Annotated in this window: 10 protein-coding genes; 4 read left to right on the top strand and 6 right to left on the bottom strand. The window is 43.1% G+C overall.

Translation table 11 applies throughout. From position 1 onward, the window contains the following. Positions 1-93: 93 nt before the first annotated feature. From G3I67_RS14660 to G3I67_RS14650, 3 genes are all read right to left on the bottom strand, one after another. Entirely contained in the window at positions 94-312 is a 219-nt protein-coding gene (locus tag G3I67_RS14660; RefSeq protein WP_163656288.1) for a hypothetical protein, read from the bottom strand. A 77-nt stretch (positions 313-389) separates the two neighbouring features. Continuing rightward, on the bottom strand, positions 390-1,040 hold the full coding sequence (locus G3I67_RS14655) for a response regulator transcription factor (protein WP_163656299.1): 651 nt from the start codon (positions 1,038-1,040) through the stop codon (positions 390-392). Beyond that, on the bottom strand, positions 1,027-2,472 hold the full coding sequence (locus tag G3I67_RS14650) for a sensor histidine kinase (protein ID WP_163656297.1): 1,446 nt from the start codon (positions 2,470-2,472) through the stop codon (positions 1,027-1,029). Before G3I67_RS14650 ends, G3I67_RS14655 begins: the two co-directional genes overlap by 14 nt. 178 nt (positions 2,473-2,650) lie before the next feature. On the opposite strand from G3I67_RS14650, the gene G3I67_RS14645 reads away from it, so the two are divergent. Genes G3I67_RS14645 through G3I67_RS14635 form a run of 3 tightly spaced genes read left to right on the top strand, consistent with a single transcriptional unit; the run spans position 2,651 to position 7,321 of the window. Next, the gene (locus G3I67_RS14645; protein WP_163656296.1) at positions 2,651-4,447 is read left to right on the top strand and encodes an amidohydrolase; all 1,797 of its coding nucleotides are present in this window, start codon (positions 2,651-2,653) and stop codon (positions 4,445-4,447) included. 47 nt (positions 4,448-4,494) lie between these two features. Beyond that, positions 4,495-6,174 carry an alpha-keto acid decarboxylase family protein gene (locus tag G3I67_RS14640; RefSeq protein WP_163656294.1) on the top strand — a complete coding sequence of 560 codons (1,680 nt, stop codon included), beginning with the start codon at positions 4,495-4,497 and terminating at the stop codon, positions 6,172-6,174. Positions 6,175-6,196: 22 nt separating this feature from the next. Beyond that, positions 6,197-7,321: a linear amide C-N hydrolase gene (locus tag G3I67_RS14635; RefSeq protein ID WP_163656293.1), complete on the top strand. Its 1,125-nt coding sequence runs from the start codon at positions 6,197-6,199 to the stop codon at positions 7,319-7,321. Positions 7,322-7,470: 149 nt separating this feature from the next. Here the strand turns inward: G3I67_RS14635 and G3I67_RS15045 are convergent, their stop codons facing one another. Next, positions 7,471-7,938: a helix-turn-helix domain-containing protein gene (locus G3I67_RS15045; protein WP_235931961.1), complete on the bottom strand. Its 468-nt coding sequence runs from the start codon at positions 7,936-7,938 to the stop codon at positions 7,471-7,473. A gap of 1,048 nt (positions 7,939-8,986) precedes the next feature. Here G3I67_RS15045 and G3I67_RS14625 point away from each other — a divergent pair. Continuing rightward, positions 8,987-9,316: an antibiotic biosynthesis monooxygenase family protein gene (locus G3I67_RS14625; RefSeq protein ID WP_203583687.1), complete on the top strand. Its 330-nt coding sequence runs from the start codon at positions 8,987-8,989 to the stop codon at positions 9,314-9,316. A 294-nt stretch (positions 9,317-9,610) separates the two neighbouring features. On the opposite strand, the gene G3I67_RS14620 is transcribed toward G3I67_RS14625, so the two are convergent. After that, a complete protein-coding gene (locus G3I67_RS14620; protein WP_163656292.1) occupies positions 9,611-11,548 on the bottom strand; it encodes a sensor domain-containing diguanylate cyclase in 1,938 nt (645 codons plus the stop codon). Positions 11,549-11,551: 3 nt separating this feature from the next. Then, positions 11,552-12,346, bottom strand: a complete 795-nt coding sequence (locus G3I67_RS14615) for a substrate-binding periplasmic protein (protein ID WP_163656290.1) — start codon at positions 12,344-12,346, stop codon at positions 11,552-11,554. Between the last annotated feature and the right edge of the window lie 140 nt (positions 12,347-12,486).

Raw genomic sequence — 12,486 nt, 5'->3', positions numbered from 1 at the left:
CGTTTGGCGGGCGGTAAAGGCTCGGGCTTAGTGTCATCCAAGTTAAGTCCCCATTTAAGTTTACGTGGGGACCTATTTTGAAGATTTAGTGCACTAATAAAAAGACGGTATTAACCGGACCGTTACCAATGTGCGGCGGTTTTCGTCTTCAGATAACGTTGCGCCATTGGCGTGCACCTTTTCCGACCACTTGCGCGCCCACCCCATCACTTCCTTAGCATTGAAGCGAATAAGTTTGCCAACCCTGGTATGAGGAATGCCCAAAGCTTGACGAACATTAGGGTGAGTAAGCGTACAAGGCATTGTTTTCAAAATGCTGTATCTCATCCAAGGAATAAATCATCCGTTTAGAGAGTTTTAGAAAACGCGGTCCTCGACCTTCGCTGCACCTATTTCAATGAAGCCAGTTTTTCAATCGTAATTTTGTGCTTATCAAAAAACCGTCCCAGCTCCATGAGCGTATGCAGACTTAACTTGTTTTTAAGAGCGGCACGATACATCTTCACTGTTCTAAGTGATATTCCCAAAATCTCTGCGGCTTCGTATTGTTGATATCCTCTGCCGAGAAGTAATAAGACCTGGGCTTCTCTTTGAGTAATTGAATAATCAAATATTAGTTGATCATTCTTATCTGAGGATTTTCTATATTGAAGGTTATTGATTGTTGAATCAAATAATTTTTCTAGGGAACTACTAATTGAGCCAGCAACAAATGGCTTGAGTATGAAATCAACTGCGCCCTCATGCCAAGCGTCAATAATGTCGGACTGCTGAGCATTGCCGCTCATGAAAATAATTGGAAACTCTAAATTAATCTGCTTAAGTCTTTTTTGTAATTCCACTCCATTCAAGCCCGGCATTTGAAAATCAAGCAAAATGCAAGTCGGAGTACCATCTTCAAAATCGAAGTCGTTGATGGCATTCAGAAATGACTCCGCACTATCAAACGTCTTTACTTGATAGTCAGGAGATAACCAAGCAGTCAGCCCATCGAGAATATCCTCATCATCATCTACGATGATTACTCTATAACTTTTCATGCACACTATGAATTAAAGGGATTCGGAGAGTGAAGCAGGCACCGCCAGTGGGAAGATTGTTAGCAGAAATGGTGCCGTGATGCTTATCAATAATCGTTTTACTCAGCCATAAGCCAACACCGAGGCCATCTTTTTTGGTGGTTTTAAAAAGCTCAAATATTGAAGGCAATATTTCGACATCGATACCTTTGCCGTTGTCCTCTATCTTGACAATCGCAAACCCAGCTTCAGCACTAATTTCTAGTTTGATTTCACGTAATTCCCAGTCTGAAGTATTAAGCGCATCAATACAATTGTTAAGAAGGTTAATCAATACTTGTTGTATTTGAATAGCATCACCTAGGATGGCAATCTTGTTGCCAATGTTTTTTGTTAGAAGGATTTTTTTTGATTTGAGCGTGGGCTCGATTATTTCTACTAATTCCACAGCCGTAACACCTACGTCGACCTCGTGAAAATCAAGGTAATTGGCGTTAAATAATTGCCTTAAATTTTTTACAAGACTTGTCAATTTTCTCAGTTGAGAATTGACCTTTTCCAATACGCCAATAGCATTTTGGTTGCTAATAGATTTATTTAAATCTCGTTTCAAGCTCTCTATTTGGAGCCCAATCCCTGTAAGTGGTTGGCTGAGCTGGTGGGCCAACGAGCTTGCTAAAGCACCAATTCCAATAATTCTATTAGACGCAATTAATCCCTGCAGTAAATCATTCTTTTCTTGAGTAACAACGGCTAGATTCCTGTTGAGTGGATTAATGCCATGCGTATTATGGTCTACCCAGCTAATTCTGAGGGATTGGTATGAGATGTAGCGAAATATATTCAAAATCAGAAAAAGGATATAAAAAATGATTATTCCAGGGGTAGGAAATCGAGCGTTAATAGGTATATCTTCAGTAAAGCAACTAACAATTCGAACGACTGCGAATATTCCTAAAATCAATTCAATATTTTTTATCCAATCAAAAAAGAGATTCTTTTTTAATTCAGGGTCTTTGGTGTATTTGCAGATTAAATAAGTCCAAATGCTAAAGCCAGCGTCAGCAACGCTTGCCATTAAAGTAGTCATCAAATTTGAAGCAGTAATCCAACGGCAAATTTCAATGCCGACTGCATAAAAAATGCTGCTTACGATAACCAGGATGAATTTATTAATATGACTGGTGTTTGAAAGCGCATAAATGCTGAAAAAAATGCATATGCGTGAAATTAATACAGAAATGTTAATGCCAAAAAATACGATTGGTGTTTGAAAATTTTGATCTAAATTTCCTAAAATCACCCCAATAATTCCGGGGATGATCGTCAATTCGCCCAGAAAGAAATATTTCCCAGATGCGTCAATTTTTCCATTAAAGGAAAAATACAAAATACCGGCAGAGCATATCGTGACAATTAGGTAAGTTATTCCTAGGGCCGCCAGTGCGTTCATATTGGCTATTAGCTTAGCAATCAATAAATAAGCTGATTCTACAAGACTAAAAAATTAACTGAAGTGTACCTGGGTACGTATCGCAAAAAATAAAATTGGATAAGAATCAGCTGGCAACAGCCGCATCTCCTAACTAAGCACTTGAATTAGCAAATTACTCAAATATTAGGATTTGAAAATGTCCTGTAAATCGCCTTTTAACGGCTTGGCTTTAATTTCAATCTGCTGCCTAGCTAATATTGCTTTAGCAGAGACTCAGATCTTAAAAGCATCAACCATCATCACGATGGACGAAAAAAATCCCCGTGCTGAAGCAGTTGCATTTGACACAGTTACTAAGAAAATTACTGCTGTAGGTTCGCTTTCAGATGTACAAGCTAAAGCGCCACAAGCAACCGTTAAAGATCTAGGTTCAACAGTATTGATGCCTGGGTTCATCGAGCCACATGGTCATCCAGGGGTAGGTGGCATTCTGACCCAATCTCCAACATTTTGGGTTGCTCCTACTAATGGATACAAAACATGGGAAGCGGTTAAGGCCAAAATTAAACAGGAAGATGCGAAGGCTCCTGCAGGAACCCCACTGATGTTTAACGGCGTAGACAAGCTGTTACAACAAGCCCCTGAGCCAACCCGTGAAATTTTGGATGTGTTAACCCCAAGTGGTCGCCCAATCATTCTGTTTGATAACTCTGGACATGCGGCTTACTTTAATACTTCAGCTACCAAAGTATTTGGCTGGACAAATGCGAATCCTCCAAAGAATCCTGTAGGAGGTTCATTTGGGCGTAATGCTGATGGAACATCTAATGGAGTTGCGCTTGAAGTGCCCGCAATTATGGAAATTGCTACGCCCTTGATGCTTAAAGCAATACCGCATCCATTGCTTTCGGTTGCCAAATTCTATGCATATATGTCTTCATTTGGCATCACCTCTTCCTCCGAGATGACCTACAACGCAGAACAATACAAGCCTTATTTGGCATTAGCTTCAGTGCCAGATACGCCATTGAGAATTAGTGTTTACCATATGTCAACGGATCCTACTGCCGCTGATGAAGTGAAGTGGCCTGATCCGAGTATGGCTCGAAAAAATGGCATCAAACTCTGGGCTGATGGCACACCATGGTTGGGTACTGTTGCGCAAAGTTTTCCCTATCTAGACAATGAAAGAACCAGGAATGCCCAGATCATTCTCGGCCCCTTAGGTGAAAAGGGGATGAATTACACCCGCACTCAGTTAGATCAAATTTTAGATAAATTTACTCCGCTTGGTTATCAAATGGCCTTTCACTGCAATGGTGATGTGGGTTTTGATGTGGTATTGGATGCCTATGAGAATGCGCTCGCTAAATATAACCTCATGGGTACTGATCATCGCTGGAGGGTCGAGCATTTAGGTGCGGCTCGCGCCGATCAATTTATACGTGCTGCTAGTCTAGGCGTGACTGTTTCCATGGCCCCATTCCAATACATTTATTGGGGTGATTTGCTCGATGGCACCATGTTTGAGCCTGCAATTGGCTCTCAGTGGGAGGCAATCGGAAGTGCATTTGCGGCAAATGTGCGTCCATCATTTCATAATGATGGACCTGTCTCACCACCAGATGTTCTCTTGAATATTCAAAGTATGGTGACTCGGACCACTGATTCTGGAAAAGTTCATGGTGCAAATCAAGCCGTCACGATGGATCAAGCACTGAAAGCGGTAACGGTGAATGGCGCCTATCAACTCAAACGTGAAAATGAGGTTGGCTCATTAGAGGTTGGCAAGTATGCTGACTTTGTAGAGCTTTCTGCTGACTTAACTAAAGTCAATCCATTAGAGATTACAGAAAAAGTAAAGGTCCGCGGCACTTGGGTCGGTGGTAAAAAAATTGATCTTAAGAATTTCATTGATCAAGTTGATGCAATTGATCCAAGTCAACACAAAGGTTTAATTAAATCTTCAATCGTTGATATGCATGCGCATTAATAGCGGAATTTTCTTAATGACCTATATTAGATTTCCAAGGACTACTCATGCCATCTAATGTTCCTACCGTTGTTGAATATGTAATTAATCGCCTTGCGGATTTAGGAATAGATCGAGTGTTCGGTGTTCCAGGCGACTACGCATTCCCATTTGATGACGCGATTGAAAAATGCGATCGCCTAGGGTGGGTTGCTTGTGCAAATGAGCTCAATGCCGCCTATGCCGCCGATGGCTATGCGCGTGTATATGGCGCATCCATACTTTCAACTACTTATGGAGTGGGTGAGCTTAGCGCCCTAAATGGCGTGATGGGCTCTAAATCACAGCGCTTGCCCGTTTTCTTTCTCGTTGGCTCCCCAAGCACACAAATTCAGCGCCAAGGTCTGGTAACTCACCATACATTAGGTGATGGTGTGTTTAATAATTTTCAGGCAATCTCCGCGTTCGCTTGCTGTGTCTCAACAAACTTGACGCCTGATAATGTGATTGATGAAATGGAGCGTGTCATTCGTGATGCGTTGCGTTTCAGTCAGCCCGCTTACATTATTGTGCCAATGGATTATGCGGTGATGCCGATTAATGGCACTCCAATTAAAGGGCTGCCATTGGCTACCGTCAAAAGAGCTAAGAGCGATCCTGCAAGCTTAGAAGCGGCAATTAATTTCGTGATGGGCAAGGTGAATGCAGCAAAAAATATCGTTGCACTAGCCTCGAATCTCATATCTAGTTATGGCTTAACGAAGCAATTTACTGATTTTTTAGATAAGTCCAATATTGCATTTGCCGCTACTCCTATGGGTAAAGGGGTGACCTCTGAATCTCACCCGAATTATTTGGGAATATATAGCGGAGCTACATCCAGTCCTAAAGATTTAAAAACAGTCATAGAAAGCGCGGATTTGGTATTTGATGTTGGCGGTCTTATTCCTGAGGATATCAATACAGGCTATTGGACGAATAATCTCAATCCTGAAAAAACCATTGTCCTTGGCGATCATTTTGTAAAACTAGGTGGCACGATTTTTACAGGTGTGGGCTTAGAAGATGTGCTGATTGGTATTATTCAACGCATTAAGCCAGTCGCAAAACTTGCAACAAGTGAAAGGCCTTCATTGCTCCCTATGACTGGAAATTCAGCTGATCCCACAACTTCCGCTAACTTTTATCCACGTTTACAAAGAATGCTACGTGCCGGTGATGTGTTGGTAGCAGAAACTGGCAATTGCATGTTGTATTTGACTCCAATGTTATTACCAGAGAGTGTCGGCTTTCAGACCCAAGCATTGTGGGGATCCATTGGGTGGGCGACCCCTGCAACAGAAGGTATATGCATGGCCAATAAAGGGGGGCGAACCATTCTTGTGACTGGAGATGGTTCTCACCAATTGACTGCAAATGAGATTGGTACGATGGGTCGCTACGGTATTAAGCCAATTATTTTTGTGCTTAACAATGCACTCTATGGGATTGAAGTTGTTGTGAGCGAAACTGGCTGGAAATATGATGATCTTGCCAAATGGAATTATTCTCAGCTTCCATCTGTCATGGGTTGTAGCAACTGGTTCTGCGTTAAGGTTTCGACCGTTGCAGAGCTAGATGCTGCCATAGAAAAATCGAATTCATTCGATGGCGCCTCATATATCGAGGTGATGATTCCTGCATCGGAGAGTCAGCCTGTGCCTGTTCAACTTCAAAATCATGTCTATAAAACAAACATTCCTGCTTAATTTTTAACTGGACAAAGATTTTATGAAAAAAATTCTCTGCTTTTTAGTTTCTTTGGGTTTAATCATTTCTTCTATTGGCAACGCCGCTGCTTGCACTGCTTTGTTAATAACCGATACAAAGGGAAATGGATATAAAGGAAGGGGTTGGGAGTTTTCTTTAGAAACCCCTTCAATGATGACTTACCTGCCAGCGGGTGAAAAAATCGAATCATCTACCCCTAGCGGTGCTAAAGGTAAAAAATTTGAGACAAAGTATCCAATTCTTGGGGTAACGCTTGCTGCACTACCTGGAGTTACTCATCCATTGTTTGTCGAGGCGGCTAATGATCAGGGCCTGACTATTTCCATTAATGCTTTGAATGGATCATCTGCCCCACCCGTTGGAAGTGATAATTCAAAGATCTTGTCTGCGGTTGATATTGGTGCTTGGGTATTGGGTAATTTCAAAAATGTTGCCGAGGTGAAAGCCGCGTTGTTAAGTGACGATACACAAATCTGGCTTCCTGCAATTCCGGTAATGGGCAACCGCAATTTTCCAATGCATTACGCAATATTTGATAAATCAGGTACAGGAATTGTTCTTGAGTTCATGAACGGCAAGAAAAATGTTTATGACAATCCAGTAAATGTCATGACAAACGGCCCTGAATTTCCTTGGCACCTTACCAATCTAAATAACTACACCTTTACAAACAAGGATAAAAATACAGGTCAACTAGGAAAATTAAAGTTGCAGACACAGGATGCTGGGATTGCATTGACAGGTCTTCCAAGTGCTGAGACAGCAACCGGTAGATTTGTAAAGGGAGCTTTTTACGTTAACTATGTTCGTAAAGCTAATACGCCCGATGAGGCAATTGTTACCCTAGGCCATATCATGAACAATTTCGATAGACCATTTGACTTAACAGTCGATGGCGCTGGTGGTGAGGGCGACGGACCAAGAGGCCATTCTTTATCGAGCGAGGTCTCTTACTACATCGTAATGAACGATCTTGCAAGAAATCTCTACTACATTAGAAGTGTTGATGCTCTGAACTGGACTGTTTTTGATTTTAATAAATTAAAAAATGTCACCAAGATGAAATCAGTTCTTGTCGCAGATATAGATAAGTCAAGGGCCGACCCTTACACTCTCTTCTATTAATAAGACCTGATCATTTAATGAGATGGGTACTCAAAACATAGTACATACCGCACTCCTTGATACCTCTATAAATCAATGAGTTACGCGTGTGCCACGAAATACAAACGGCCCCTCTTTTGGGGCCGTTTTGTTTCTAACCTCCTAATTTGTTATCCGGGTAATTGCGCGAGTGTCAGCAGCAATGTGCGGCGGTTTTCGTCTTCAGATAACGTTGCGCCATTGGCTTGCGCCTCTTCAGACCATTTGCGCGCCCACGCCATCACTTCCTCAGGATTGAAGCGAATGAGTTTGCCAACCTTGGTATGAGGAATACCCAAAGTTTTCCGAACATTCGGGTGAGTAAGCGTGTACATAGGCAACCCCATGACTGTAGCGAGCTGCCGAGGAGTCAGCCACTTTGCATCAGAGGCAAGAATCACATCACTCGCTTTTTGCCAAGTCGATTCGTACAAGGCATTGCTTTCAAAATGCTGTATCTCATCCAAGGGATAGATCACCCGTTTAGAGAGTTTTAGAAAACGCGGACCTCGACCCTCGCTGCGCCAGCGTTGAAGTGTCTTCGAACTTATCCCCCAGCGTTGGGCAAGCTCATTTTCGTTGAGTACAAGTTTTTCCATTATGGAACTCCTAGAAGTAATTGAGGAGTTCAAATTAGGTGTGAAAGGAGCGTAGTGCACAAGCATCTTGTGGCCCATCAACTAACGCTGATTGTTAATAACTGCACCTTGTAAAGGCCAGAAGCAAACCAAAGCAGCTTTTACCCATTAATTAAAATAAGTTGAACACCAGCCTGACAAAGGGATGAGGAACAACACGCTTTCTAATATTTCCTCAAGAAAATACAAAAGAGATAAACAGCTAGGACTCTCCGCTCATTTACGCGCAAACACGTTACACGGATGATCTTCAACCCCTACTATTACAAGTAAATCTGAGAGGCATCTCTCAAAATGCATCAAGGGGATATGTATGGAAAAGCTGGTACTAACCGAGCACGATCTGTCTGCTCGCTGGGGAGTGAGCATAAAAACGCTACAGCGTTGGCGAAAGGAACGATGTGGACCCCACTACCTAACAATTGGGAGACGCGTGTCTTATAAATTTAAGGATGTGGAGCACTTCGAAACGCATGCCCTATACGATGACCGTCCTCGTAAGGCTATTGATGAGCCTTCACCGATTAATGTTCAAACTTCTGACATTTTGATGAAATGTAAAGGCCCTCGGACTCCCCAACAAGAAGTCATTGATTTAATAGCAACTGCACTTTTGCGTTTACGTGAAGCTGGGCCGGTAGCCAAAAATTCACCACAAACTCTCTCTAACAATCCCACTCAACCAAAAGATCCAATACGCCCTGCCCCGTCTAAGCGTGTGCTAGACCTAATCAGAGAAAGGTGCAAATAGCGAAAAAACGAGGAATGTGCAGCAATAAGCGGAATGGCTACCATTCGCTCAAAACGGCTCGTTATGGGCAGCTTTTGCGAAAAGCGTAATACGACTGAGTGAGCGTATTTACCTGTACTACCCCTCTTCCGCCACCAGTACCCAAGCCCCAGCGTGCGCGCTGGGGCTTTTTCGTTTGGGGCTTGTAACTGGATGTTTCTGCTGGAATATGTTTATAGATTCTTGCCAAGTTCGACTCTGACGCCTAGCATCGTGAGTATGCCGAATTCCGCTATTAATTTAAAAGGTCAATCCATGTTTGTTGTAATTTTTCGAGCCAAGGCTGCGAAACTCGATGACGAGTACTCTAGAATCGCTCAAAGATTGCGGGATTTAGCCTTGACTGAATTTGGATGCCTAGAGTTCCATGCAGTTACAGAGGGTGATTCTGAAATAGCATTATCGTATTGGCCTGATCAAGAAAAGATTCGAATATGGAAACAGCACTCGGATCATTTAATTGCTCAAGAGCTTGGAAGAAAAAACTGGTACGAATCTTACACAGTTCAAATTTGTGAAATAAAGCGTCAATACAGTTCAGCAAGATAGAGGCTGATTTTTACTCAATTAATATACCGAGCACATGGTTTACAGGTCGAAATGTCCTTTTGACAGGACGAAACCTGAATCATCTGATTATGGATGCCAGAGTACAGGTACGGTAGTTCTTGAGTACCGGACCTTACAGGAGTGGGGATGGAAAATCCTGTTTGACCGTCCAGTAACAGTACAGTTAGCTTGAAGAAATGATTCGCCCAAAACCTTTATTTCAGAAGCTGACGCCATAACAGTCACAAAACGAACCGTTACTTGGTATGCAAATCTAAATGGGCAGTGTTCACTCTACGCTTTTCGTTTCTGGTCTAGTGACTGCCAAGGATCGACTTCCACTCGATTGCGTCCAGAGCTCTTTGCACGATATAGCGCTCGATCCGCATTGTTAATTAAAACCTGAATATCAGTGTCGCGTAGGGTTCTCGCGCCGGCTAGACCGATACTGATCGTCACAGAGAGATCTACGGGGACCCCCTCGATCTCGTATCTTATTGGGGCCGACCGGGTGATGTCTAGAATTTTGTTCGCAACTTGCCGAGCTTGTTGTGCGTCGGAGCGTAAAAGAACAACTGCGAACTCTTCGCCGCCAAGGCGCACAAGGACATCGGAGGCGCGTATCTGATTAGTCCAGCGATCAGTAAGCGATCTCAGCACCTCATCGCCTGCCGCATGGCCCCAAGTGTCGTTGATATTTTTGAAATGATCAACATCAAGCACCAATACTGATACAGGCGTCTGTGCAAGAGCATCTTCCTTGCGTGCGCTTTCAATAAAAGCGTCCAGTCCTCGGCGGTTTAATGCGCCAGTTAATGCATCAGTGTTGGCGGTCGTTTGTAAAGTGTGATTGAGACTTTCCAATGATTCGCGAAGTTTACGCTCTTGCTCGAACTTTATAGATGTCTCAATTGCATCAGTGATATCGCTATATAAAGCGACGTATCGATATACCTTTCCCCACTGATCTTTGAAAGGGATAATCGTCGAGTTCACCCAGATCAGCTTATCGTTGAACGTACGATTTTTAAACGTGCCGCTCCAGATATTTCCATGACTGATTGTCTGCCATAAATTGGTATAGAAATCTTTTGTTTGCGCACCACTATTAAGTATGCGGTGATTTTTTCCAATGATATCTTTGCGCTGATACCCTGTCACTTTTAAAAATGGGGCGTTTACATCGATGATACGACCATCGGTCGTTGATTGGCTCATCATCACGTGCGACGTCACCGCGGTGAAAAGGTTTTGAGCATAAATTGCGGCTTGTTCATACCTTAAGTAACCGCGGTAGATGATTGCGATGATGGCGAAAAGAATGATAGTAAGAACAATTGCTAACCTAGATAGCTGAATCTGTTGCATACGAACCGGTTCGCTTAGTGCACGATGGTCTGCAATTTGCGCAAAAATCTTTGGTCGCTTTCCGGTGAATCGATAAGAAACTAAAAACCGGTCATCCGCACCGAAATAGAACATGCCGATCGGATCGCGTTCCGCCTCTTGCAATAAGCGTTCCATTAATATCTGCTGATTTGGCGCTTTCGGCTGGAAATTCAGTATTAACTTACCCTGGCTATTCAGCAACAGGATTTCGATCGATTCGCTATGGCCAATACGTTTCCAAAAATTTTCAAAGTAACTGACATTGATTGTGGCAATCCACTCAAAGTTGCGTCCTTGATGCTCGAAAGACAGTGATGCCAATATCGCGCGCTGTATTGGGGATGGATTGTTGCGTGTAGCATCAGCGATATCGCGCGCATTGAAGATCGGACCGATATTTAATTGGGCTTCTGTCCCGTGCACTTGCAACCTTGATTGACCAATTAGATTTTGGGGGACTATTTGTCCGACATTCAACGGATTTGAACTCGCGATGACTTCACGACGATCATTGATCAGCGAAACACTACGGATAATCAAGTCACTTTCTATTAACTTTCTCAAGGTCGCGGAATCAAATTTAAGACTAGTGATCGTTTGACTCTGTACAACGGCGGCCTCGAGTTTGTTAGTAACTGAGTCGAGAGATCTTTCGATGTGATCGTCAAGAAAGAGTGTTTCTGTATTTAATTGATCCTCTAACCGCTCCTCAAAATTTTGAGCAAGCGTGTGATATAAATAAGCGTTGCCACCCCAAATCACACTCAACATCAATAGCCCGACACCGACAATCAGACTACGTACGAGTCGTGGTTTGATCAGCGATGCAACGTACGATTTCATGCGTCAATCGCGAATTAAGATTGGCGTTAAATTATTTTTTTTCGCTGCAGCCTCGAGCCTACCATCCTTCTTTACCTTTGATAAAAACTCATCTACGGTGCCTAACCAGATCGGATCATTCTTCTTGACTGCATATGCATAATCGGTCAATTGCCAGGGACGTTCTGGCACGATGACCTTTGCCCAATCGGTATCCGCCAACATTTTTTGAGAGTAAGGGTAGTCGGTCGCAAATGCGTCCGCACGACCAGATTCCACTTCGCGCTCACGCTCGCCGAGTCCGGTTGTCACTGTCAAAGTAGCGGATTTCAGTCTTCCACGTAAAAATGGCTCCATTAGTGTTCCCTTTTGCACTGCAATAACGACGCCTGGCTTGTCTATGTCATCGATGGAATTGAGCTGTCGATTGGAACGCGTCGTAATGAAAAGAATGTCACTACGTAGATATGGTCGCGAAAAGGCCAAACGTTCTGACCGGGAGGGAGTGACGCCTACCCCCATCATGGCTATATCGCACTTGTCGGATTCAAGGTCTTGTATAAATGAGGCGAAGCTACTCGAAATGTAATTAAGCTTCACACCCAAGTCGTTGGCAAGCGCCTGTGACATATCAATATCCACGCCCTCTAACACTCCAGTGCGTGGATTTGTGTATGTAATGCCGTAGTAATTGGGCCAGATACATACGTTTAATGTCTTAGAAGCTTTGACGCGGTCTAATGTTGAGTTGGCCTGAACGGTGAGGCTACACCCAAGGAGTAAGCAGGCCCAAATGCTCGTGATAATCCGGTTGATCATGAGACTTTGTCAACGGCAATTGAATTTTGATACAGTTTTTCCGACATCGGCAATTGAATATTGATACACCAGTTTGTCATGTTATTTATTTTGCTAGTCTCGATTAGACTGCCAAGCTCTCCTTTTCAGTAGTCGATTTT

The sequence above is a fragment of the Sheuella amnicola genome (genome assembly GCF_010499255.1).
Classification (GTDB): Bacteria; Pseudomonadota; Gammaproteobacteria; order Burkholderiales; family Burkholderiaceae_B; genus Zwartia; species Zwartia amnicola.
The sequence above is the reverse complement of the archived record's forward strand: the minus strand, read 5'-3'. Positions and strand labels throughout refer to the sequence as shown.